The 23,349-nt window shown below is 59.9% G+C and carries 21 protein-coding genes; 11 read left to right on the forward strand and 10 right to left on the reverse strand.

Going from position 1 to position 23,349, the window contains the following annotated elements; translation table 11 throughout:
• Positions 1 to 3: 3 nt before the first annotated feature.
• From modA to modC, 3 genes are read left to right on the forward strand one after another with little or no spacing between them, the layout of a single operon-like run.
• Positions 4 to 840: a molybdate ABC transporter substrate-binding protein gene (modA, locus tag BJF91_RS02630; protein WP_234801525.1), complete on the forward strand. Its 837-nt coding sequence runs from the start codon at positions 4 to 6 to the stop codon at positions 838 to 840.
• A gap of 31 nt (positions 841 to 871) precedes the next feature.
• Positions 872 to 1,567 (forward strand): molybdate ABC transporter permease subunit, encoded by a 696-nt coding sequence (modB, locus tag BJF91_RS02635; protein WP_075612933.1) that lies wholly within the window; start codon positions 872 to 874, stop codon positions 1,565 to 1,567.
• The gene (gene modC, locus BJF91_RS02640; RefSeq protein ID WP_075613085.1) at positions 1,564 to 2,661 is read left to right on the forward strand and encodes a molybdenum ABC transporter ATP-binding protein; all 1,098 of its coding nucleotides are present in this window, start codon (positions 1,564 to 1,566) and stop codon (positions 2,659 to 2,661) included. Before modB ends, modC begins: the two co-directional genes overlap by 4 nt.
• Before the next feature lie 44 nt (positions 2,662 to 2,705).
• Here modC and BJF91_RS02645 read toward each other — a convergent pair whose 3' ends face one another.
• The 4 genes from BJF91_RS02645 to BJF91_RS02660 form a co-directional block, all read right to left on the reverse strand.
• Positions 2,706 to 3,485, reverse strand: coding sequence for a methyltransferase domain-containing protein (locus BJF91_RS02645; protein ID WP_075612934.1), 780 nt, complete (start codon positions 3,483 to 3,485; stop codon positions 2,706 to 2,708).
• A 155-nt stretch (positions 3,486 to 3,640) separates the two neighbouring features.
• Complete coding sequence (locus BJF91_RS02650; RefSeq protein ID WP_075612935.1) at positions 3,641 to 4,051, reverse strand: winged helix-turn-helix domain-containing protein; 411 nt, start codon at positions 4,049 to 4,051, stop codon at positions 3,641 to 3,643.
• The gene (locus BJF91_RS02655) at positions 4,048 to 5,502 is read right to left on the reverse strand and encodes an FAD-binding oxidoreductase (RefSeq protein WP_075613086.1); all 1,455 of its coding nucleotides are present in this window, start codon (positions 5,500 to 5,502) and stop codon (positions 4,048 to 4,050) included. The genes BJF91_RS02650 and BJF91_RS02655 overlap by 4 nt, the downstream gene beginning before the upstream one ends.
• A 67-nt stretch (positions 5,503 to 5,569) precedes the next feature.
• Positions 5,570 to 6,541, reverse strand: coding sequence for an L-threonylcarbamoyladenylate synthase (locus BJF91_RS02660; protein WP_075612936.1), 972 nt, complete (start codon positions 6,539 to 6,541; stop codon positions 5,570 to 5,572).
• Between the two features lie 310 nt (positions 6,542 to 6,851).
• Here BJF91_RS02660 and BJF91_RS02665 point away from each other — a divergent pair, with 310 nt between their 5' ends.
• On the forward strand, positions 6,852 to 7,922 hold the full coding sequence (locus BJF91_RS02665) for a GGDEF domain-containing protein (RefSeq protein ID WP_075612937.1): 1,071 nt from the start codon (positions 6,852 to 6,854) through the stop codon (positions 7,920 to 7,922).
• Positions 7,923 to 8,100: 178 nt separating this feature from the next.
• Here the strand turns inward: BJF91_RS02665 and BJF91_RS02670 are convergent, their stop codons facing one another.
• Positions 8,101 to 9,084, reverse strand: coding sequence for a retron St85 family RNA-directed DNA polymerase (locus BJF91_RS02670; protein WP_075612938.1), 984 nt, complete (start codon positions 9,082 to 9,084; stop codon positions 8,101 to 8,103).
• A complete protein-coding gene (locus tag BJF91_RS02675; protein WP_139310561.1) occupies positions 9,077 to 9,988 on the reverse strand; it encodes a retron St85 family effector protein in 912 nt (303 codons plus the stop codon). Before BJF91_RS02675 ends, BJF91_RS02670 begins: the two co-directional genes overlap by 8 nt.
• Before the next feature lie 579 nt (positions 9,989 to 10,567).
• Here BJF91_RS02675 and BJF91_RS02680 point away from each other — a divergent pair.
• Both BJF91_RS02680 and BJF91_RS02685 read left to right on the forward strand, forming a co-directional pair.
• On the forward strand, positions 10,568 to 11,812 hold the full coding sequence (locus BJF91_RS02680) for an aromatic ring-hydroxylating oxygenase subunit alpha (RefSeq protein WP_075612940.1): 1,245 nt from the start codon (positions 10,568 to 10,570) through the stop codon (positions 11,810 to 11,812).
• Positions 11,813 to 11,814: 2 nt separating this feature from the next.
• On the forward strand, positions 11,815 to 12,894 hold the full coding sequence (locus tag BJF91_RS02685; RefSeq protein ID WP_075612941.1) for a hybrid-cluster NAD(P)-dependent oxidoreductase: 1,080 nt from the start codon (positions 11,815 to 11,817) through the stop codon (positions 12,892 to 12,894).
• Positions 12,895 to 12,997: 103 nt separating this feature from the next.
• On the opposite strand, the gene BJF91_RS02690 is transcribed toward BJF91_RS02685, so the two are convergent.
• The gene (locus BJF91_RS02690) at positions 12,998 to 13,603 is read right to left on the reverse strand and encodes a DUF6656 family protein (protein WP_075612942.1); all 606 of its coding nucleotides are present in this window, start codon (positions 13,601 to 13,603) and stop codon (positions 12,998 to 13,000) included.
• A 313-nt stretch (positions 13,604 to 13,916) separates the two neighbouring features.
• Between BJF91_RS02690 and BJF91_RS02695 the strand changes: the two genes are divergently transcribed.
• Positions 13,917 to 14,396 carry a BA14K family protein gene (locus tag BJF91_RS02695; protein WP_407639854.1) on the forward strand — a complete coding sequence of 160 codons (480 nt, stop codon included), beginning with the start codon at positions 13,917 to 13,919 and terminating at the stop codon, positions 14,394 to 14,396.
• A gap of 58 nt (positions 14,397 to 14,454) precedes the next feature.
• On the opposite strand, the gene BJF91_RS02700 is transcribed toward BJF91_RS02695, so the two are convergent.
• Entirely contained in the window at positions 14,455 to 15,456 is a 1,002-nt protein-coding gene (locus BJF91_RS02700; protein ID WP_075612944.1) for a transporter, read from the reverse strand.
• A gap of 292 nt (positions 15,457 to 15,748) precedes the next feature.
• Here BJF91_RS02700 and BJF91_RS02705 point away from each other — a divergent pair, with 292 nt between their 5' ends.
• The 3 genes from BJF91_RS02705 to BJF91_RS02715 all read left to right on the forward strand — a co-directional run bounded on the left by BJF91_RS02705 (position 15,749) and on the right by BJF91_RS02715 (position 18,816).
• A complete protein-coding gene (locus BJF91_RS02705) occupies positions 15,749 to 17,518 on the forward strand; it encodes an acyl-CoA dehydrogenase (protein ID WP_075612945.1) in 1,770 nt (589 codons plus the stop codon).
• An 11-nt stretch (positions 17,519 to 17,529) separates the two neighbouring features.
• Complete coding sequence (locus BJF91_RS02710) at positions 17,530 to 18,309, forward strand: crotonase/enoyl-CoA hydratase family protein (protein ID WP_075612946.1); 780 nt, start codon at positions 17,530 to 17,532, stop codon at positions 18,307 to 18,309.
• Positions 18,310 to 18,519: 210 nt separating this feature from the next.
• Positions 18,520 to 18,816, forward strand: coding sequence for a hypothetical protein (locus tag BJF91_RS02715; protein WP_075612947.1), 297 nt, complete (start codon positions 18,520 to 18,522; stop codon positions 18,814 to 18,816).
• Between the two features lie 27 nt (positions 18,817 to 18,843).
• Here the strand turns inward: BJF91_RS02715 and BJF91_RS02720 are convergent, their stop codons facing one another.
• Positions 18,844 to 20,100: a class I SAM-dependent RNA methyltransferase gene (locus BJF91_RS02720; protein ID WP_075612948.1), complete on the reverse strand. Its 1,257-nt coding sequence runs from the start codon at positions 20,098 to 20,100 to the stop codon at positions 18,844 to 18,846.
• A complete protein-coding gene (locus BJF91_RS02725; RefSeq protein ID WP_075612949.1) occupies positions 20,097 to 20,945 on the reverse strand; it encodes a TlyA family RNA methyltransferase in 849 nt (282 codons plus the stop codon). The genes BJF91_RS02720 and BJF91_RS02725 overlap by 4 nt, the downstream gene beginning before the upstream one ends.
• A 425-nt stretch (positions 20,946 to 21,370) precedes the next feature.
• Here BJF91_RS02725 and BJF91_RS02730 point away from each other — a divergent pair, with 425 nt between their 5' ends.
• Positions 21,371 to 23,329, forward strand: a complete 1,959-nt coding sequence (locus tag BJF91_RS02730) for a methyl-accepting chemotaxis protein (RefSeq protein ID WP_075612950.1) — start codon at positions 21,371 to 21,373, stop codon at positions 23,327 to 23,329.
• The last annotated feature ends 20 nt before the right edge of the window (positions 23,330 to 23,349 follow it).

Below are 23,349 nucleotides of genomic sequence, written 5' to 3' on the forward strand. Positions count from 1 at the left end.
GGCATGATGCAGGCTTGGTTTGGGCGGATACGGGGTAAAGTGGCGCGGGCCGTTAAGGCGGGCGGCAAGGCGCAGTTACTGGTCGCCGTGCTGGTGGGTGTTTTTGTCGCCCAGCCGCAAGCCTCGATGGCTGGAGATAGCCTCACTGTCTTTGCCGCCGCGAGCCTCAAGGAAACCTTGAGTACCTTGGCCGATAGCTGGAAAAAGGAGACTGGTCAGGAGGTCAAGCTCTCCTTTGCCGCGTCTTCGGCGCTTGCCAAGCAGATCGACGAGGGTGCACCTGCCGATCTCTTCATCTCCGCGGATCTTGCCTGGATGGATCATCTCGACAAGGCAGGCGAATTGGCACCGGGCAGCCGTGTCGATTTGCTTGGCAATCGCATCGTGCTGGTGGCGCCCGCCGCCTCGACGCTCAAGATCAGCATTGCTCCAAACTTCGATCTGGCAGGATTGCTCGGCAAGGAACGGCTTGCCATGGGCAATGTCGCGGCCGTTCCGGCTGGTGTTTACGGCAAGGCAGCGCTGGAAAAGCTTGGCATCTGGGATAGCGTCAAGGAGAGGGTCGCGCAGGCGGACAATGTTCGTGCCGCGCTGGCCCTGGTGTCGCGCCAGGAAGCGGCACTTGGCATCGTCTACGAGACGGACGCCAAGATCGATCCGGGCGTCCGTATCCTCGACCGCTTTCCTGAAACGTCGCATCCGCCGATCGTTTACCCGGCGGCCGTGCTGAAATCTTCTGCCAACCCTCAGGCAAAGGCCTTCCTTGCTTATCTGCAGGCGCCAAAAGCATCAGAAGTCTTCAAGGCAGCCGGTTTCACGGCTTTGGCAAAGAGCAATTGACACGCCCCGTGCGAGCGTGGACCTTGAACGCATGAGCGATTTTCTGTCACCGGAAGAAATTACTGCCGTTCTCCTCACCCTCAAGGTGGCCTTGACCGCCGTGGCGGTCTCCTTGCCGCTTGGCGTGGCGATGGCCTGGGTCCTGTCGCGCACCACCTTTTTCGGTCGCGGGCTCCTTGATGGCCTCGTGCATCTGCCGCTGATCCTGCCGCCTGTCGTCACGGGCTATCTGCTGTTGATCACTTTCGGCAGGCGGGGGGCGGTCGGCGCCTTTCTCGATCAGTGGTTCGGCCTGGTGTTTTCCTTCCGCTGGACCGGCGCGGCGCTTGCGTCAGGTATCATGGGTTTTCCGCTGATGGTGCGCGCCATCCGCTTGTCGTTGGACGGGGTGGATCGCAAGCTCGAAACCGCTGCCGCCACGCTTGGCGCTTCGCCGCCAATGGTATTTTTCACCGTCACCTTGCCGCTGATCCTGCCCGGCATCGCCGCAGGCGCCGTGCTGGCCTTTGCCAAGGCCATGGGCGAGTTCGGCGCGACGATCACCTTTGTTTCCAACATTCCCGGCGAAACCCAAACCCTGTCGGCGGCAATCTATACCTTTACCCAGGTGCCGGGCGGCGATGCCGGCGCACTGCGACTGACACTGGTCTCGGTTGCCCTATCGCTTACGGCGCTGCTTGCTTCCGAACTCTTGACGCGCCGGCTGTCCGCGCGGCTGGTGGGCTGATGCTGGAGATCGATATCCGCCACCGTCAGGGGGGCTTCGAATTGCAGGCCGATCTGCGCCTGGGGCAGGGGCTGACGGCGCTGTTTGGCCCGTCCGGCTCCGGCAAGACTACGCTGATCAACGCAGTCGCCGGGTTGATCCGCCCCGATCACGGCCGGATCGCCTTCTCGGACCAGTCCTGGAGCGATGCCGCCACCGGCACCTTCCTACCGACCCATCGCCGCCGGATCGGTTATGTTTTCCAGGAGCCAAGGCTGTTTCCGCACTTAAGCGTGCGCGCCAACCTGACCTACGGTCGCCATTTTACGCCGAAACCCGAGCGGCGCGAAAACTTGGATCGGGTGAGCGCTCTGCTTGGCATCGATACCCTGTTGGACCGCGCGCCCAACCGGCTGTCAGGCGGGGAAAAGCAAAGGGTGGCAATTGCCCGCGCCCTGATGACCAGCCCGAAATTGCTGCTGATGGACGAGCCGCTCTCGGCGCTCGATGTCGGGCTGAAGGCGCAGATCCTGCCCTATATCGAGCGCATCCGCGACGAGGCCGGCGTGCCGATCCTCTATGTTAGTCACGCCGTCGAGGAAGTCACCCGGCTCGCGACCCGGGTGGTGACGCTGAACCAGGGACGGGCGGCCATGGCTGACGCGGTCGAAGATACGCTGCAGCACTTGCCACGTCTTGGCCAGAGCCGCGCCGGCAGCTTTTTGCGCGCTCGCGTGACCGGCCATGATCCGGAAAACGGGTTGACGTTGGCCACCGGTCCGGCCGGTTCGCTCTTTCTGAAGCAGGCCGACCTGCCTGTGGGCACCTCGATCCGCGTCTTCGTGCCGGCCAGTGATCTGGTACTGGCCACCGGCGAAACAGGCTCGCTCTCGACGCTGAACAGCCTCAGCGGACGCGTCAGCGCGATTTTCGAATCCGGTACGACGGTACTGGTGCGGGTGGATTGCGGCGGCGAGGTTCTCGATGCAGAGATAACCCGCCGCTCCCGCGCCACGCTCGATCTCGAACCCGGCAAACCGGTTTCGGTGCTGTTCAAGGCCGTCTCGGTCGAGGCTGGCGGGGTTTATCGGCAAGCGGTCAAGCCGGGCGCATAATGGCATGTCATATTGGCGGCGCCGCCCGGTAGCGCCGACCTGTATTAGATCAGCGGCGCCTTTTGGGCGATAAAGCCGCACCACGCCTTTGAGTCCTGGGGGTAGCGCATCCACGGACGCATGATCCTGGCGCGTTTACCGAAGAATTTCCTCAGGCTGCGAACGGAGCCATCCTTGCCGCTGACGGTAAAATCATTGTCTTCCGCCCAGCACAGGTTCCATTGATGAAAACCCTGCCAGTTTTCAGAAACGGCTTCATTGGCAAAGCCATGCACGATCAGGAAACCGCCCGGCTTGGTGACCGTGAGCATCTGCTCAAGCCCATCCAGCGGATTGGTGACATGGTCGAGCGCGTTGCGAATATGTGTGACGTCGAAAGAATTGTGCTCGAACCGTTGGCTGAGTTCCTCGACCGGACAGGCAACAGGCAGGACCAGGTTCTTGTACTTGCTGGGATCCCAGAGCTTTCGGTAGTCGTCGGCCAAGGGATCGGCGGCATGCAATTCCACCTTCTCACCGTCGAAGCTATGCGACAGCATGCTGACCGGCTCCGAGCCGATATCCAGCACTCTTGGTACCTGACCATGAGCATTCTGGGCCACCGCATAGCCCTTGATAAACAGTTCGATGTCCTGGTCCATTTCCGGATTCGGGGCGCGAACGCAGAAATTTTCGATGAAGCGCTCACTCTGGCAAAATTCTCGCCAGAAGGACATTTCGTCGTCCCAACCCGCGTCACGCAGGGTCTTCGGGACCGAAGGTATCGATCGGCCGAAACTGCTGACTTGACGGACCTTGTCGGTCACCGATTTGAGCAATCCCATGAGCATCTCCTTTTACGGCCGCGAGACTTATCACCGCGACGGCATCCGGTGAAGGAGGCCGCATAAAAAAACTCTAGAACCAGAACCTTCAGGCCCAGTTGGCGGCAAGGATAGGACTGATTTGTATTTAATTATATATTATAACTTTAATTCGGTTATGGATTTTGCTCTTCGGCTGGTGCGTTTCTTTGAGCCGCGACGCTCTCAAGCCAAGCGATATCGTCACCCACCACATGGCGCATCTTTTCATCCATCGCCATCGAGCGCTGCAGCAGGGCCTCGCCGAATGCGGTCAAATAGGCGCCTCCGCCGCTTTTGCCGCCGTGGCGGGTGGCGATGGCCGGCTCACGGAACATGCGGTTGATCTCGTCGGCCAGCAGCCAAGCGCGGCGATAGGACATGCCCATGGCAGCGCCGGCCGAGCGGATCGAGCCATGCTGGCCGATCAGCCGCAGCAGTTCCACCTTGCCGGGACCGAGCCGCGCCCCATTGGCGAGATCGATGCGAAACAGCACCTTCTGCGGCGCGGCCTCAAGGCCGCTCTCGGGGTCGCCGGGCGTGGTCATCCGTTGGGCACCACCTTGCCTGGGTTCATGATGCCGGTGGGGTCGAAAGCCTGCTTGATGCGTTGCATCAGCACGGTTTCAATCGGCGGCCGCGTCTCGGCCAATTCCGCGCGCTTCAACTGGCCGACGCCATGCTCGGCGGAAATCGAGCCGCCATGGGCGCGCACGATGTCGTGCACCACCTTGTTGATCTCGCGCCAGCGGCCAATGAACTCTGCCTTGTCGGCGCCGATGGGCTGGCTGATATTATAATGGATATTGCCGTCGCCGAGATGGCCGAAGGCGCAGACCCGGGCGCCTGGCATGGCGGCAAGCACGGCATCTTCCGCCTCTTTCATGAACACGGGAATACTGGCGATCGGCACGGACACATCGTGCTTGATCGAACCGCCTTCCGGCTTTTGCGCGTCCGACATGCTTTCGCGCATGTGCCAGATCGCCTTGCGCTGCGCCTCCGATCCGGCCACCACGGCATCGTCGATCAGGCCGGCCTCCAGCCCCTGTTCCAGCATATCCTGCATCATCGTCTTCGCCGTCTCGACAGCATCGGATGTGGAAATGTCGATCAGCACATACCAGTCGTGCCGGGTCGAGAGCGGATCGCGCACGCCGGGAATATGCCGGCTGGTGAAATCAACGCCGATGCGCGGCATCAGCTCGAAGCCGGTTAGCGCCGGGCCGCAGAGCGCGCCGGCCTTTTCGAACAGCGAAAGCGCCTCCGCTGGTGATTTCAGCCCGACAAATGCCACTTCATGGCCAAGCGGACGCGGATAGAGTTTCAGAACCGCGCCTGTAATGACGCCAAGCGTGCCTTCCGCACCGATGAACAAGTCGCGCAGGTCGTAGCCACTATTGTCTTTCTTCAACCGGCGCAGCCCGTTCCAGATCTCGCCGGTCGGCAGCACCACTTCGAGGCCGAGGCAGAGCTGGCGCATATTGCCATATACCAACACGGCGGTGCCGCCGGCATTGGTGGCGAGATTGCCGCCGATGCGGCAGGAGCCTTCCGAGCCGAGCGACAGCGGAAACAGCCGGTTGACCTCTTCGGCCGCCTTCTGGATATCGGCAAGGATGCAGCCAGCATCGGCGACGATGACATTGCCGACCGGATCGACTTCGCGCACCCGGTTCATCCGCTCCAGCGACAGCAGGATATCGCTCGATCCATCGCGCGGCACCTGGCCACCGACAAGGCCGGTCCGGCCGCTGACCGGGACGATCGGGCTGTTCGTTTCGCTGGCCAGCGCCAGGATTTTCGACACTTCTTCCGTAGAGCCGGGTTTCAGCACCAGCGGCGAGGCGCCGTGATAAAGCCCGCGATTTTCCGTGAGATAGGGTGTGATATCGGCTGGTTCGGTCAGGGCGTGAGTCGTGCCGACGATAGCAATGAACCGCTCGATCAATGCAGTATCAGGAGCGAGCGAAGCCGAAGGCTTTTGAGAAATGGGCATATCGGTCATCGATCCATCCTTTGATATTCTGCGCTGGTCACGGGCGCGCTGCTTACAAGGGCGCTGCTTACCGCGGCGCGGCGGCCCGCTCCAGCCGGTCATTGATCGCCTCGCCGAGCCCATGGGCTGGAATGGCGGTAAAGGCGATCGACGCTGCGCCGCTGGCATCGGCCTGTTTCATGAAGCTGAACAGATTGGCCGCCGCCTCGGCAAGATCGCCACTCGCGCTCAAATTGAGCACCGCCACAGCTTTTTCAAGCCCTTCGGGTGCCGCAGAGCCAAAGGTGATCGCCGCTTCGCCCGGATGGACCACCGTCGCATTCAGCCGCACGCTGGCATTTGGCGCATAATGGGAGGCGAGCATGCCGGGCGCCTCGATGATTGCGCCTGCCTTTTCCGAACGGATCACCGTCAGGCCTGTTGCCGCCTCGATATCCTCGACGGAAAGCCCACCCGGGCGCAAAAGCCGGATCTGGCCGTCTTCGACCTTGAGAATGGTGGATTCTACCCCGACGGCTGCCGCATCGGCATCAAGGATCAGCGGGATTTTTCCGCCCAGATCCTCTTCGACATGGGCGGCCGTGGTTGGGCTGATCCGGCCCGATGTATTGGCGCTGGGGGCGGCAAGCGGCTTTCCGAAAGCGGCAATCAGCTCCGATGCAAAACCACGCGGTGCCCTGAGCCCGACCGTGTCGAGCCCGGCGGTCGCGAGATCGTGAAGACCGCAGCCCGGTTTGACCGGCACGACCAGCGTCAGCGGCCCCGGCCAAAACTGTTCGGCCAGCTGCCGCGACAGCGGATCAAAGCGGCCGTAGCGCTCGGCCATGGCGAGATCGCTGACATGGCAGATCAAAGGGTTGAAGCGCGGTCGGCCCTTGGTCTCATAGATCCGGGTGATCGCTTGCGGATTGGTGGCATCCGCCGCCAGGCCATAGACGGTCTCGGTCGGCATGGCGATCACCGCGCCAGCATGGAGCAGCGGCAAGGCGCTCGCAATTGCCTGATCTGGGTAGGTGATGACTGAAAGGTGCTGTGCCATGCTTGCCTGTCGCTGTGTTCCCGGTGAAATAACCTGCTGCAGGCCTACTGCATAATTCCTTAAATCGGAATCGATTTAAGGAGGAAATTATGCAGCAGATTTAAAGTGCTACAGCGAACCTTTGTGCGCCATATATGGCGCACGGCGCTGTAGGGGCAAAGACTTTTATGCAGCGCAGCTTTCCGGTCGCGCCCCAGTGTTTTTCCCTGTCCACATCAATCGATAAAATTTTAAATACCCCTGTAACCGAAAGAAAGAAGTGTCGCGCTAATCTTACGCAAACAATGACTCGATGTGGGGAATACATCCGATGCAGCCTATGAAAAATCCGGCTTCCAGCATTGCGTTGCGTGTTGCGACTGCCATGCATCAGATGGGAATCGAGGGCCTGCCACGCAACTATGAACTGGTTTACGAGGCCTATTCCGGCAGCAATCCGGATCTGGTGCGCGAGTTCATCGCGCTGGGCAAGGTCAAGACCCAGGAAGCGCTGGATGCGCTCGGCCGTAAATATCTTCCCCACCATCACGAAGACGGGCTTCTGGCGCGCCACAATAACAAGGTGCGTGCAGAGATGAGCAGCTTCATCAGCCTGCTCAATCAGGAAAAGCTGTCGCTGACCGATTACGGTCGGCTGATCGGCGATGCCACCAAAGGCATTCTGACCGACACTGATCTTGGCAATCCGGAGCTGAGCCGCTCTATCCAGGCACTGAAGGCCGCCACCGACCAGCGCGTTGCCGAAAACAGCAATGTCGTGAAAACCGTCGTGGAAAAGACCGAGCAACTCGCCGACGTTCAGCGCGAGGCCGACCAGGTCGAACAGGCGAAATTCATCGATCCGCTGACTGGCATGGGCAGCCGCCGCGCTTTCAACAAAGCGCTCGCAAAAGTCTATGCCAATCCGGAATTGCCGACGCTGTGCGGCCTGGCAGTGGGTGAGATCGATGAATTTGGCAAGCTCGCCGACCATCTCGGCCCGACGGTCACCGAACGCTTCATCAAGCAGATCGCCAAGGTGGTAAAGGCCGTGGCCGGCAAGGACGATCTCGCCTGCCGCTTCGACGGCAGCCGCTTCGGCCTGCTGTTCTACACGTCGGATCAGGAAGAAATCAGCCGCATCGTCAACGCCGTGCGCGTCAAGCTGAAGGCGACGGCGGTGGTCAATGCCGGCTCCAACGGCTCGCTGGCGGCGCTCACCATGTCCTTCGGTATCTGCCTGTCACAGCAGGCCCCCAATGCCTTCGACCTGATGAGCTTTTCCGAGCGGGCACTTGCCTCCTCCAAATCCGCCGGCGGCGACACCGTCACCATCTACGGCGCGACCGACAACAGCTACGTTCCGAAGGATTGGCTGATCTACAAGCCGCATGTGGTGTGAGGGGCCAGCCTACACATGAATTGCTGCTGACGGGCTCCAAATGGCGCTATCTGCGCTTCCGGTGCTCACGTACTGAAGTACGCTGTGCTCCGGTTCTCGACATCACCATTTTCGCCACGTCATCAACAATTCCTGCATAGGCTGGAGCGTCGAGTGAATTTATGGCTGGTCGATGTGATCATGTCCCGAAATCGGCTTCTCCCACTGCGGCACGCAGGTTCCGACGATCGTTTGCGCCGATCTTTTGCAATCCCTTAATTGTCTCAAATCCATACTTACGTTCAAGCAAAGCGATGAAACTAGGTTCAACAGAGTGAACGAACGCAAGCATTCCAGCAAGTTTTTGAAGCTGTCTATCGTCCAAGCGCCCTAACGATGCAGCGTGAGTTGCAGCGTGAATAATACGCTTTCTTTTTTTACCAATTGTTACGCGTCCATCGTTCGCAAGAATAAGGCCGGTTACGCTTCTGCTAAATTTCTTGGTGACATGAATGGTTTTGCTTGGATGCAGCTGGAGCTTCGGGTAGGAGATATTTTGAAGTGTTTTTTTAACTATCCTTTCGACGTCAACTAAGTTCCAGGATCGATCTGCTGAAAAAGTGAGGTCGTCAGCATAACGGGTGTATATTACTTTATCAGTTGCTACCTCGGAACTAATGATCTCATCAAATTTGTACATCAAAACATTGGATAGCGTCGGCGAAGAGGGTGCTCCGATTGCGAGCTGCATGACGCTAGAACCTTTTGGGCGGTGAAATAGCAAAGACGCCGCCAGTTCGCGTTCGGATTGGGTTTCGAAAATACCAAACTCCGCGCAGTAATTCATCCAATGTGCTTTTCGGATGGAAGGGAAAAAATCCTTAAAATCCATTTTTAGAATAGAGCCTGAACTCACATGTGGAAGTGCATTGTCCAAAATAGATTTGTTGGGGCGGTAGGCGATTGCTGCAGCATGCACTGGAAGCTTGCTAAGGTACAGGCTGACGAATGCGCGCTGTAGAAGCTTAACTTCAATTGCAGGTTGTGATATTAGTCTTTTCCCGCCGCTTCGCTTTTCTATACTATAATGCTTATACCTATTGGGTGCGGACTGCATAATACGCTGAACAATGACTTCAGACAGGCCGGTCTCAATTGCCATTGATCTAAGCAAGTTAGTCATGCCGTCCTCTCTTCATCGCAGCTTGAATGCTGCTGAAACGGATCGAATCGGTTGCCTTCCAGTGCTCCATTACAGATGCATGCCATCGAATTTTATCAAACTTTTCCCGATCTTTACGAGATTCAAATTGGACCGCTCTTTTTCGATCTAGAGCAGAGAAATAAGTCTTAGTGCCTCGCTTGTCCTGCATAATCCAGTCCGCAAATTCGGCGCAAAGAAGGTAATTCTTTAATGTATCGACTGACGTATTAAGATCCACGCTAAATAAATGCGCTTCAATTTCATCGATCGTCAGAGCGCCATAGCTCTGAATAAGACCGACAATGAACTTGATAATGTGCCCTGGCCTCGTCGCGTCAAAGGTTGTGTGTTCCTTTGACGATCGTTCTCTTGCTCCGATTGCCGCTTCCATTTGCTCTGAAAGCACGTCAATTTTGACATCCGCCACATTGCGAATATTTTGGATTCCAATGTCTTGGCGATGTAGAACGCATACTGATGAGTCAAATTTGTTTTCGAGGGCGCGAATTGGTCCGAGCGATATAAATGAATTGGCATTGTAGTGGTCGTCATCAATCACAACCAAAAGCCGGTGGGCGATGTCGGGCACCATAGAAAAAGCGCCTAGTTCGGCAGCGCTTCCGAAGCTCTCCGAAAATAGCACGATGAGTTCAGATATTTGTGCGATATGGGCCTCAAAAGTAAGGATGTCTTGATAGTTTCCTTTTGGAAAAAAAGCATTTAGCTGCTCTGCTAAGAGCATTGTGTATTTTTTAAAAGGCTTTTGGTTGAGAACTCGCGTGAACGCTTCGCGTAGCGACGGAGGTTTTACGGCATGAATGTCGATAGGTCCGCCGCATAAGAATAAAAGAGATGTGGGCGAGTGGACACGAACTGTTGTCATGTCCACTCGCTCAAGCAACTCAGGAATGGAGGGATCTGTTAGCACTTACCTAAGACGTGGAAGGTTTCGACGTCTTGTCGAGCGGAAGCGGTCTGAAGACGACGAGACGTCGAAACCTTCCGCGCAACAAAAGAGTTACCAATATTATGAGGTCCGGCGAAGCGCCCGACCAAGCAGAAAAACTGCTCTTCGCGTAAGTGATTCATGCTCCAGTGTTCAATCCCTTCCCAAGCAACTTTAGGAGAGCATAGAGGTCTGAAAAATTCAATCGAAAAGTGAAATGTAAATGGTGTGCATTCCGTCGGATGTTTCTACTACCCTTTGAGTTTGAACCAAACGGCGCTATCATCCCCTCATTCGCGACATGCAAACGCCTCTATGTCGCAATCCATCGGGGCGATGTCGTAGGCCAAGGCGGCGTGGGGGAGGCGCTTGTGGCTAGATGGGGAAAAGCCGGAACCGATTGAAACAGTCAAGGCTGCGGCCGCGACGCCCTTCCTTTCGCCGCCCTGGCTTTCAATGGTCTCGCGCGATGAAGGCCGCATGATTAAGCCGCGTGATTAAGAATGAGAGGATGTCATGGATTTTCAATCTGCCGTCTTGCGCCAGCTGAAAAATCGCCGCGAAGGCTATAGCCTTGAGCAGCCCTTCTATATCGACAAGGACTATTTCAAGCTCGATATGGAGATGATCTGGTATCGCGACTGGCTGTTCATCGGCCATGACTGCGAGATCCCGCGCGCTGGCAACTATTTCACCGTCCAGATCGGCGATTACCCTGTCGTCATCGTGCGTGGGCGCGATGGTGTGATCCGCGCCTTCCACAATACCTGTCGTCATCGCGGCCACCGGGTCTGCACCCAGGAGCGCGGCGCCTCGGCAAAGCTCGTCTGTCCCTATCACCAGTGGACCTACGATCTCGATGGATCGCTGGTCTTTGCCCGCCAGATGGGCGAGGATTTCGACAAGGCCGAGCACGGCATGAAGCCGGTCGCTTGCGAAAGTTTCGGCGGCTATATCTTCATCTGTCTGGCGCAGGCCCCGCAGGATTTCGCCAGCTTCCGTGCGACCGCTCTGCCTTATCTGCAGCCGCATCGGCTGTCGGAGTCCAAGATCGCCCATCGCAATACGATCGTCGAGAAGGGCAATTGGAAGCTCGTCTGGGAAAACAACCGCGAATGCTACCACTGCGCCGGCAATCACCCGGAACTGTGCCGCACCTATCCGGAAGCGCCGAGCGCGACTGGCGTGCAGGGTGCCGGCGAAGATCCTGTGATAACAGAGCATTGGCAGCGCTGCGAGGCCGCCGGCCTGCCCAGCGCCTTCACCATGCATGAAAGCGGCCAGTTCCGCGTTGCCCGCATGCCGCTGATTGAGGATGCCGAGAGCTATACGATGGACGGCAAGCGTGCCGTAAAGCGGCCTCTGTCTGATGATGTCACCATTTCTCATATCGGCACGATGCTGATGTTCCATTACCCCACCACCTGGAACCATCTGCTTGGCGACCACGCCATCACCTTCCGCGTGCTGCCCTTGAGCGCCGAGGAAACGGCGGTCACCACCACCTGGCTGGTGCACAAGGATGCGGTCGAAGGCGTGGATTACAATCTCCACGACCTCACCCATGTCTGGAACATGACCAATGACCAGGACCGGTCGATCGTCGAGGAAAACGCCTTCGGCATCCGCTCGCCGGCCTATGAGCCCGGTCCTTACTCGCCCGATCACGAAGGGGGCGTCATGCAGTTCGTAGAATGGTATGCCAATTTCATGGTTGACCGTCTTCAGGGCGAAAAAGCCCCTCTCTCGGTCGTCGCCTGATCATGGCGGATAAGATCTACCGCCATGTCGACGAGATGCGCCCCTGGTCCGACCGGGAGCATCTGCTGGAATGCGTTGCCTGGACGCCTGAGGCGCCCGATGTAATGACCTTCACCTTCAAGCCGGACCGACCGGGCCATTGGTTCCGGTATCTGCCCGGCCAGTTCGTGACGCTGGAACTGCCGGTTGGCCCCGAGCCGGTCATGCGCACCTACACGCTGTCGTCGAGCCCGTCGCGGCCCTATACGGTGGCGGTCACGGTCAAGGCGCAGAAAGACAGCATCGGCACCCGCTGGATGTTTAACAATCTGAAGCCGGGCATGAAGATCAAGGCCTTCGGCCCGCTCGGCGATTTTTCCTATGTGAAACATCCCGGCGAGAAATACCTGTTCATCTCGGCCGGCTCCGGCATCACCCCGATGATGTCGATGACCCGGGATATGGCCGACCGCCAGCCCGACAGCGATATTGCCTTCATCCACTGCGCCCGCTCGCCCGACGACATCATCTTTCGGTGGGAGCTGGAATATAAGGCGCGGCATCTGCCCTTCTTCCAGCTCGGCTTTATCGTCGAGCAATTGCAGCGCTCGCAGCTCTGGTCGGGCCTGCGCGGCTTTATCGACAAGGCAAAGATCGGGTTGCTGGCGCCCGATTTCCTTGATCGCACGGTGTTCTGCTGCGGCCCGGAACCGTTCATGGCAACGGTCAGGGAATCGCTGGCCGGTGCCGGTTTCGATATGAGCCGTTATCACGAGGAAACCTTCCAGCCGGTGGCCCCGGAGCCGCTGGTCGTGGTCGCCGATCCCTCGGGCGAGGTGAAGCCGAACAAGGTATCTTTCACGTTGGCTGGCAAGGAGGCTTTGTGCGAACCGGGCTTTACCGTGCTGCAGGCCGCCCGCTCCATCGGCGTGCGCATTGGTGCGGCCTGTGAATCCGGCCTCTGCGGCACCTGCCGGGTCATGAAACTCTCGGGCGAAGTCGAGATGAACCACAATGGCGGCATTCTCGATGACGAGATCGAGGAAGGCTATATTCTCGCCTGCTGCTCGCGCCCGAAGGGCGATGTCGAGATCGAGGTTTGATCGAGCCTGAAACGTCTGTTTTAAAATAACGCCTTGCCGCGTCGAGAGTCTGTTCGGGAAAAACGGGGCCCACTTTTCCCTGACAAACTCTGGGCGGTAAGGCTTACATGCTGGCAATGATCTTGCGCAGGGCCGAGGTGCGGGCGCCGAGCAGCAGCACGTTTTTCAGCGCCACTTTCGGATCACTGGTGCGAAACAGCAGCCCATCCTCGCGGATCGAGCGGTCGACGACCATCTCGCGCTTCACCCGATCCGGCTTCAGCGCCACGGCAAAATACATCCGGCCATATTGCGGGGTGATGCGCTTGAAGAAGCTTTCCTCGCCGCCGATCTCGGCGTTGAAATTGGCGAAGTAAAAGGCCCATTTCACATCGGCATAATCGGCGAAATTCGCGCGTGACGCCGTGACGTGGCAGTAGCCGAGATGCGGGATGTCCGAGAGCGTCTGGTGAAACAGCAATTTTGGAAAGCGGATGGCCTTGTGAACGCCGTTGATGCGCTGATGGGTGGTGTCGGCTGCTGCCTGTAGGCGCCGACCGGTGCGTTCCGCTACTTCCTCGTAGGAGAGGTAGCGCTTTTCATCGGCCACCCAGTCATCCTCGTCGCGGATGATTTTGCCGGTCCGCAGGAATTCGCTGTGAATGGCCTTGGGTGGCTTTGCTTCTGCCACCGGCAGCTTGGGGGCCGCATAATATCGCAGTTTGGACATCGAACGCACTCTCCACGGATGGGATGACGGACCGTCGCACTGGCTGTCGCCCAAAAATTTTAGCGGATGCTTGTTAATAGAAACTTTATAGCGTTCTAGGCCGGCTGCGTTACGCGAGGCTTGTCGTTTCGCCCTTGCCTGGCGCGCGAGTGGCCGAATTTGCATTAATCGCCAGTTCATCCAGCATTCGCTAAATTGTCAGATAAGAAAGGCAGCAAAGGCACTCCGCTCCCGCATCAGGCAAGCGTGATCGAAGCGGATCTGGAAGACAGCGCCTTGCAGACCTATCTCTAAAGATCATGTGGAGACGACGATCATGAGCCTTATCAAGCGTTTTGCAGTGGCTGGCACGGCTTTGGCCGTTCTGGCGACTTCCTTCATCAGCGCCGATGCCATGCCGCTTGGCGCGCCGACATCCGTACAGGCACCGACGCTTCCGGTCGAACAGGTGCAATGGCGCGGTTATGACGGCTACGGCCACGGTGGTGGCTATTATCGCCCAGGCCCGGGCTATTACAATGGCTATCGCGGCTACGGTGGCCCGCGTCCAGGCTATCGCCGTCATCACGACGGCAACTGGTACCCGCTGGCCGCCTTTGCCGCCGGTGCGCTAATTGGGGGGGCAATTGCCTCGCAGCCGCGCCCGGCTCCGGTGGAGCCGACCTATAGCAATGGTGTCAACCCGCGCCACTACGAATGGTGCTCGGGCCGCTACCGCAGCTACGATTCCTACAGCAACACTTTCGTGACCTATAACGGCACCCGCCAGCAGTGCTATTCGCCCTACTATTGATAGGTCTTCCATTTAACAGACGCCCGGCCTCGTGCCGGGCGTTTTGCGTTTGTAGCCTTCAAAGAATCCGCGCCCGCTTCAGGATAAACCAGGCCAGCAGGATCGAGCCGATGATGAAAGCGATCGCATAGGCCGATCCCTCGGGCCCGCTGGTAAAGGGCAGATGCGACGTATTCATGCCGAAAAACCCCGTGACCAGCGAGGGCGGCAGCAGGAAAGCGGTCATCAGCGACAGGATGTAGAGATGGCGGTTGGTCTCGGAGGAGAGCTTGCTGTCGATCTCTTCATGCAGCAGCCGGGCGCGTTCGTGCAGCGCATAGACGTCGTGGTCGGCCGCCTCCAGCCGGTTGATCAGCCGGCCCGAGACATCCTCGAATCCTACAGGCATTTCATCCTCGTCGGCGGCGTTGGCGCGGCGCATCATCGACAGCATGCCGCGCAAATGCCGGTGCAGCCGCACGATGATCCGCCGGAGCGGCGCCAATTGCGTGCGCTCGTCGCGCATGTCGGCGTCATAGACCACGTCTTCGATGCGGTTGATCTCGTCCATCAGTTCGAGCACCAGCGCCATGATGCCGCGCTGGAATTCCGCCACGAGCACTTCATAGACCTGCATCGGCGAGGCAAATTTGGCCGGGTTTTTTTCGATGGCAACGCGCAGCAGGTCGACGGAGCGGATCGGCTGTAGCCGCGTGGTGATGATGAACCGGTCCGACAGGGCAAAATGCAGCCAGCCGATATCGCGGGTGGCAGCAGCGAATTCCCGCTGGAAATCAACGAGCGTGCCATAGATCAGTTGCTCATCGACGGAGAGAGCGGCGTGGTGCTCGTGATTGATCAGAGCTGCGCGCGCCGCTTCGACGAGTCCTTCGAACTGCTCGATAAACGCGGGAACCCTGGTGTCGGCAAGGTTCAGATGCAGCCATAAAAACCCTTCTGCCGGCATCAGGTCAGCCGCCGATGCCTCCATCGGCAGGCGCGTGGCGCTCTGCCTGCGGGCATCGATGTGATAGGCCCAGACCAGACCGGGAATGGGGGTGGTCGATCTCAAGATATCCATAGCTGTCCTCGGGTCGCCGGTTTGGCGCGGCCTGCGCATCTTGTCCCTATATGCGCCGATTGTGACGGTGCGATCAACACACGGAAATTGGTCGGCGTGATCGGTCGCAGAGCGCAAACGGACTTGCGTTTGATTGACGTTTACGTAAAAATCAATTAGCTGACGTGAACGCACCGCTGCATGTGATGTCGACTGCGCGCGGGTCTGGTTGAGGACGATCGGCGCCCGGCGACATTTATAAAGCATGCCGCAGTGGCGCATCGAGACGAGTTAAGGCGGAGGAGGAGACGCGATGTACAAGGCCCCTGTGGAGGAGATTGCCTTTACCCTGAAGCAGGTTGCCGGCATGGCCAAGGCGCTCGAAGCCGGCCAGATGGGCGATCTTTCTGAAGATCTGGTGGATGCCATTCTGGAAGAGGCCGGCCGGTTTGCCGCAGATGAGATCGCGCCGCTGTCCGAGGCTGGCGACCGTCAGGGCGCCAAGCTAACCGAAGCCGGCGTTGTGCTGCCTGAGGGCTGGGCCGACCTCTACCGGCGCTGGGCCGAAGGCGGCTGGAACAGCCTGGCTTTGTCGCAGGATTTCGGCGGCCAGGGCCTGCCGCATATGCTCAATGTCGCGGCGCTCGAAATGTGGAACGGCGGCTCGATGGGGTTTGCCCTCGGTCCAGTGCTCACCATGGGGGCTGCCGAAGCGCTCGACGCGCACGGTTCCGACGCCCTGAAGCAACGCTATCTTACCAAGATGATTTCAGGTGAGTGGATGGCCACCATGAACCTGACCGAGCCGAGCGCCGGATCTGATCTCGGCGGCTTGCGCACCCGCGCCGAACGCAACCAAGATGGCAGCTACCGGATTTTCGGCCAGAAGATCTACATCACCTGGGGCGATCACGACGCCACGGATAATATCGTGCATCTCGTGCTCGCCCGCCTGCCGGATGCGCCGGCCGGCTCGCGCGGCATCTCGCTGTTTCTGGTGCCGAAATTCCTGATCAATGACGACGGCTCGCTTGGCGCCCGCAACGATCTGCATTGCCATTCCCTGGAGCACAAGCTCGGCATCCATGGCTCACCGACCTGCACGATGATCTATGGCGACGGCAAATTCGGCGATATGCCGGGTGCCATCGGGTATCTGATCGGCGAGGAAAACAAGGGTCTCGCCTGCATGTTCACGATGATGAACAATGCCCGCCTTGCCGTCGGCATGCAGGGCGTTGCCATCGCCGAGGCCGCCACCCAGAAAGCGCTTGCCTATGCTCAGGAGCGCCGCCAGGGCAAGGCGCCCGGCTGGACGGAAGCGACGATGAGCCCGATTGTCGAGCATCCCGATGTTGCCCGTATGCTGGTGACGATGAAGGCGCTGACGCAAGGCGCGCGCGCCATCTGCTATTCTTGCGCCCATGCCATCGACATGAGCCATCACCTTGATGGTGACGAGGCCCGGCATTTCGCCGAACGCGGCGCGCTGCTGACCCCCATTGCCAAGAGCTTTGCCACCGATATCGGTGTCGAGGTCGCCTCGCTCGGCATCCAGGTGCATGGTGGCATGGGCTATATCGAGGAAACCGGCGCTGCCCGCCTGCTGCGCGACGCCCGCATCGCCCCGATCTATGAAGGCACCAACGGCATTCAGGCCATCGATCTTGTCACCCGCAAACTGCCGTTGTCGGGCGGCGGCCAGGTGCGTGGCTTTATCGGGGAGTTGAAGGCGATCGCCGTCGCCGTCGATGCTTCCAACCGGCCGGACTTCGGCGATACGGCAACCCGGCTGCTGACAGCGATCAAGGATCTGGAAGAGGCGACCGAATGGCTGCTCGCCAAGCTTGGCGAAGGCGCGATGACCGAAGCGCTGTCGGGCGCCACGCCCTATCAGCGCCTGTTTGGCCTCACCCTGACCGGCAGCTACCTCGCCAAGGCCGCTCTTGCCGATGGTGAGGACAAGCGTGCTGCGCTCGCCCGCTTTGCCGCCGAAAACCTTTTGGCAGAGACGGCTGCGCTGAAATCGACAGTGACAGGCGGCGCTGCAAGCCTGGCCGCTGCCCGCGCCGTTCTGGCCTGAGGAGCAAAACCATGACAGAGCCAAGCGCAAACGAGCATGTTCTGACCGAGCGGCCGCAGGCCCATCCCGGCGTTCTCGTCATTCGGTTCAACCGGCCGGAAAAGAAGAACGCGCTGACCGAGGCGATGTATCTTCGCATCGTGGCCGCACTGGAATTGGCAGAAGCCGACGAGACGGTCCGGGCAATCGCCTTCCTCGGCACGGAAGGCTGCTTCACCGCCGGCAATGACATGGGCGACTTCCTTGCCTATGCCCTGTCCGATGGCTCCAAGCTTCCCGCCGCCGCCGTGCTGTTGAAGGCGCTGGTTGCTGCTTCCAAGCCGCTGGTGTCAGGCATCGATGGCTTGGCGATCGGCATCGGAACGACGCTCAACATGCATTGCGACCTGACGGTCGCCTCCAGCCGCAGCCTGTTCAAGACGCCCTTCGTCGATCTGGCGCTGGTGCCGGAAGCGGCATCCAGCCTACTGGCGCCGCTGTCCATGGGCCACCAGCGTGCTTTCGCGCTGCTGGCAATGGGGGAGGGCTTTTCGGCCGAAGCGGCGCGCGAGGCCGGCCTGATCTGGAAAGTGGTCGAGCCGGATGCGGTAGAGAGCGAAACCCTGGCAATCGCCGCCAATCTCGCCAAAAAGCCGCCGCAGGCCCTCAAGATCGCCCGCGATCTCCTGCGCGGCGACCGCAACCTGGTTCTGGCCCGCATCGATGAGGAATTGGCGCATTTCAAGGAACGGTTGAAGAGCGCGGAAGCCCGCGCAGCCTTTGAGACCTTCCTTGCAAAGAAGACGATTTAAGCAGCCGAACGAGCACTACTGCATAATTCCTGAAATCGGAATCGATTTAAGGAGAAAATTATGCAGCAGATTTAAAGCGTTACAGCGTCCTTAGTGCGTTTTATAAAACGCACGGCGCTGTAAAGAGCATCATTGCTGTCGGCTTTCGTTCAGCGGATCTTCAGATCTTGCCGTCTATCTTGCCGCATCTTTGATGGCTGGGAGGTAAATATGCGCGGTCTGCTTCTTGCATTGGCTCTTGTGACGGTCGCAGCGGATGGATATGCGGCCGAGGGCGCTTTCTCCCCGGTTCCTTTCGAAATCGCCCAGGCGCAGCCGGATGTGATCAATCGCAATTTGCCGGCGCCGGGTCAGGGCATGCGGCCGCCGCGTTATGTCTGCATCATCAGGCCGCCATCGAGTGATGCCGGCGCCGGCCGCTATTCCTGCCCGGCCAGCCCCGGCCGCGTCGGTGAAAGCTGCCGCTGCCCCAACACGGTTGGCAGCGGCAAATTACGGCAATACTAACAAGATCAGGCAATTGGCAAAGGCTGATTAGCCCTTGCTCAATGCTGCCACGACTTCCAGATGCGGCGACCAGAGGAACTGGTCGACCGGCGTCATCGACGTGATCTTGTAGCCGCCATCGATCAGGATCGACAGGTCGCGTGCCAGCGTCAGCGGATTGCAGCTGACGGCGACGACGGTCTTAACCTGCGAGCGCGCCAGTTCGGCGCATTGCGCCTCGGCGCCAGCCCGTGGCGGGTCGAAGACGACAGCATCGATGCCCTTCAGCTCCGAGGTCATCAGCGGCCGGCGAAACAGGTCGCGCCGTTCGGTCTTGATCGGTTTCAGGCCTTGGGTGCCGCGCGCGGCGAGATCCAGCGCCTTCACGGCCTTTTCGTCGGACTCCACGGCCAGAACCTGGGCCTGGCGCGCCAGCCTGAGCGCAAAGGTGCCGATGCCGGAAAACAGGTCCGCAACCTTTTTCGCCTTGCCGACATGGGTAAGCACCAGCGCCGACATCGCGTCTTCGGCTGGCCGCGTCGCCTGGGTAAAGGCTCCCGGCGGCATCGAGACGAGCGCGCCTCCAAAATCCAGCAGCGGCTTTGCCGGCTCGATGACAATCTCGCCATTGACCGAGACGCGGGCGATGCCGCGCATCTTCAGCACGGTTTCGGTAATGGCGCGGCGCTCGCGGTCCGGCAGGCCGCCGCGCACGCCGTCAAGCGATACGTCTAGCCCGGTCGTGGTTTCCGTCACCGTCATGCGGAAATGGTCCGAGCCCGTGGCAATCGCCGCCCCAATTCCGCGCAGGTCGTCCAGCCGGGCGAGAATGCCTGCTGACGTGACGGGACATTCCTCCAGCTCGACGATGTGGCGCGAGGCAGGCTGGTTGAAGCCGATCAGCAGGCCCTTTTCGCGCTTGCGGGCAGTAAACACCAGCCGGCGCCGCTCGCCCGGGTGGGCCTCGATCAGCGGCGCGATCTCAGTTTCAATGCCCTTGGATTTCAAGGCCGCGATCAGCGTCGAGCGCTTGAAGGCGTTATAGGCCTGCTTTTCCATATGCTGCAGCGAACAGCCGCCGCAGGTGCCGCCAACCCCGTCTGGGCCGAAATGCCGGCAGGCCGGCTCGATCCGGTCGGGCGAGGGGGTGGCAATCGACATGATCGTCGCCTGGTCCTTGACGCGGGCCACAGCCAGCTTTTCGCCGGGCAGCGAAAACGGCACGTAGATCGGGCCGTCAGCACCATTGGCAATGCCGTCACCCTGGGCACCCAGCGCGTTGATCACAAGGGTTTCCGTGCTCATGCGTCGCCCTCGTCGTCGCCGGCGCGATCCTTATCGTCGCCGGCGCGATCCTCATCTTCGTCGCTGTCTTCATCGCCGCCGTCGTCGGCATCCTCAGGCTTGCGGCCAGCCAGGAGGAACTCGACATTGCCGTCGCCGCCGGCAATCGGCGAGGGGATCAGCCCAAGGCTTTCCCAGCCCATCTCTTCGCTTAGCCAGCGTTCCAGCTCGGCGGCAACGGCCGGCGCGGTTTCCGGTTCCTTCAACAGGCCAGCCTTGCTGATCGCCTCGCGGCCCGCCTCGAACTGCGGCTTGACCAGCAGCAGACAGTGGCTGCCGGGTTCGGCCATATCAAGCGCCGGCACCAGCGCCAGCTTCAGCGAGATGAAGGACACATCCGACACCAGGAAGGTAAAGGCCTGGTTGTCGATATCCTCGGGCTCCAGATAGCGGGCATTCAGCCCTTCGATATTGGTGGTGCGCGGATCGCTGTCCAGCCGGGGGTGAAACTGCTCGTGGCCGACATCGATGGCAATCACATGCGCTGCACCGCGATGCAGCAGCACTTCCGTAAAGCCGCCTGTGGAGGCGCCGACATCGAGACAGACCTGGTCCTTGGGATCGAGGCCGAAATGGTCGAGCCCCGCCACCAGCTTCAGCGCCGCGCGCGACACGTAATCCTGGGCGGGATCATCGATCTCGATGGTGACATCGGGGCTGAAGGTCAGGCTCGGCTTGGTGACGGTCCGGCCATTCACCTTGACGCCGCCGCGCTGCACGGCATCGCGCGCCCGCGACCGGCTGGCAAAAAGATTGAGGGCAACCAGCAGCTGGTCGAGACGTTGAGGTTCTGGCGTTTGGGTCATGGTCCGTCAATGCCGGTTTCCGCCCGCACTTGCAAGCCTCTTGCCTGCGCGGCAGGAGATCGCATCGCCTTCTAGAACTTTACGGGAAGAGATTTTGACAAAAGTCATGTCCATGATGCGTCAGAGAAAAATCGTCCATTGCCAGCGTGTAAACTCGTGAATTCCACGTAAGGCTGTAACGCTTTTTTAGAGCGGCTACGGCCATAATTGCGAAGAAGGAAAGTCATGGATGCCGAACTGCGCCCTGAAAAGCGCGGTCCGGCCCTTGTCGAGTGCCCTGATAGCGCCATCCGAAACCGGTTGCGGTTCTCTGGGCAGGCCGCCAAAGGGTGTTCCCGCGTTGCCTGCAAAGGCTGACGTGGCTTGGCTTTCATGGCGGGTGCCGGGCACCGCGCCGCAGACGTATAAAGAAAGAAAGCAGCCCCATGTCGTTTCAGGATTTATCCCTCAGCAAGAAACTCTATCTGACCTTCGTTGCCATCATGGCCGGCTGCTTCATCGCCTCAGCGGTGGTGTTTCTGCAGGGCAGACAGGTCAAGGCCGCCCTGGAAGAGCATGCGCAGATCGAGCAGGTCGGCTATGCGCTGGATCTGACCTTGCAGGCCATGCTGGAAGAGGCCGTCAATCACCGTGGTTATCTGCTGCTGGGGTCGGACACCACCTACAAGGCGCTGTTCGACAATCGCGACAAGGTGGTGAGATATCTCGGCGATGCCCGCATTGCCGCCGCAGGCAAGCCGGCCGTGCTGGCACTACTCGATGATATCAAGCGCACGGCAGACACGTTCCACACCCAACTGGTTCTGCCGCAGGTTGAAGCCCGCAAGGCTGGCAAGACGGCGGAAGAGGTGTCCACACTCTATGCCGCCAAGGGTGAACTCGATGCCTTCCGCGATGCGGCGGCCAAGGCGAAGACGGCGGTGATTTCGCTGAGCGACGAGCAGCGACAGATCCAGAGCCAGGCCCAGGCCCGGCTGGAAATGGCACTGTTTCTCGGTGCAGCACTTGCGGGCGCGCTGGCGATCCTGTTGATCTGGCTGCTGGCCCGCTCGATCGTCAATCCGATCACCGGCATGACGGTTGCTATGACCAGGCTTGCCGAAGGTGATCATGGCGTTGACGTTCCCGCTGTAAACCGCGCCGACGAAGTCGGCCGCATGGCGAAGGCCGTGCTGGTCTTCAAGGATGCGGCCATCGAAAAGCTACGGCTGACTGGTGAAACCGAAACCATGCGCCGCCGCGTCGAGGCCGAGCAGCAGGCGGCTCAGGCCCAGAAGCAGCAGGAGGCCGACGAGATCTCCTTCGTTGTCGTGCAACTGGCGCAGGGGCTTTCGGCGCTTGCCAACGGCAATGTCGCCTATCGCCTGACAGAGCCCTTCGTCGAGCGCCTGGATGGCCTCAGGGTCAATTTCAACGAGTCGCTTTCCAAGCTGCAGGCGGCGCTGAAGACGGTCGGCGCCAATGCTCAGGCGATCAACGCGGGTGCAGCGGAAATCCGCGCCTCCGCTGACGATCTGGCAAAACGGACTGAACAGCAGGCCGCTTCGGTCGAGGAAACCGCGGCAGCACTTGAGCAGGTGACCCGCACGGTCAACGACAGCGCGCGCCGCGCCGAAGATGTCGGTCAACTGGTCGCGACCACACGCACCGGTGCCGAACGCTCCGGTGAAGTGGTGCGCAATGCGGTGGCCGCCATGACCGAGATCGAGAAGTCCTCCGGCGAGATCGGCAGCATCATCGGCGTCATCGAAGACATTGCGTTCCAGACCAATCTCCTGGCGCTGAATGCAGGCGTCGAGGCGGCGCGTGCCGGTGAGGCCGGCAAGGGGTTTGCCGTCGTTGCCCAGGAAGTGCGGGCGCTGGCCGAGCGTTCGGCCAAGGCCGCCAAGGAAATCAAGGTCCTGATCAGCGCTTCCTCGGCCCAGGTCGGGTCAGGCGTGTCGCTGGTCGGCGAAACCGGCCGCGAACTGGAGCAGATCGTCAAGGCCGTGCAGGAAATCAGCGAAAACGTCACGGCGATTGTGACGGCCGCGCGCGAACAGTCGACCGGTCTGTCCGAGATCAACACCGCCGTAACCGCCATGGACCAGGGCACCCAGCAAAATGCCGCCATGGTGGAAGAGCAGACTGCGGCCAGCCACACATTGGCCTCCGAGGCCGATGCGCTGATGGATCTGCTGCGCCAGTTCAAGCTGGAAGACGGTCCCGCCACGGGTTCAAGAGCCCCTGCAGGCTCGGCCATGAGCGCCGGCGCCCGCCCGACACAGGCCGCAGGAAAGCCTCCTGTTGCTTCTCCCGCCCGGGCGCTCGCATCCAAGCTCGGCAAGGCCTTCGGAGGAGGCTCGGCTTCGGCGGCCGTCAAGCAGGAATGGTCGGAGTTCTAAGACGCAGATTGGCGTTACCT

The organism is Gillisella taibaishanensis, assembly GCF_001938985.1.
Classification (GTDB): domain Bacteria; phylum Pseudomonadota; class Alphaproteobacteria; order Rhizobiales; family Rhizobiaceae; genus Allorhizobium; species Allorhizobium taibaishanense.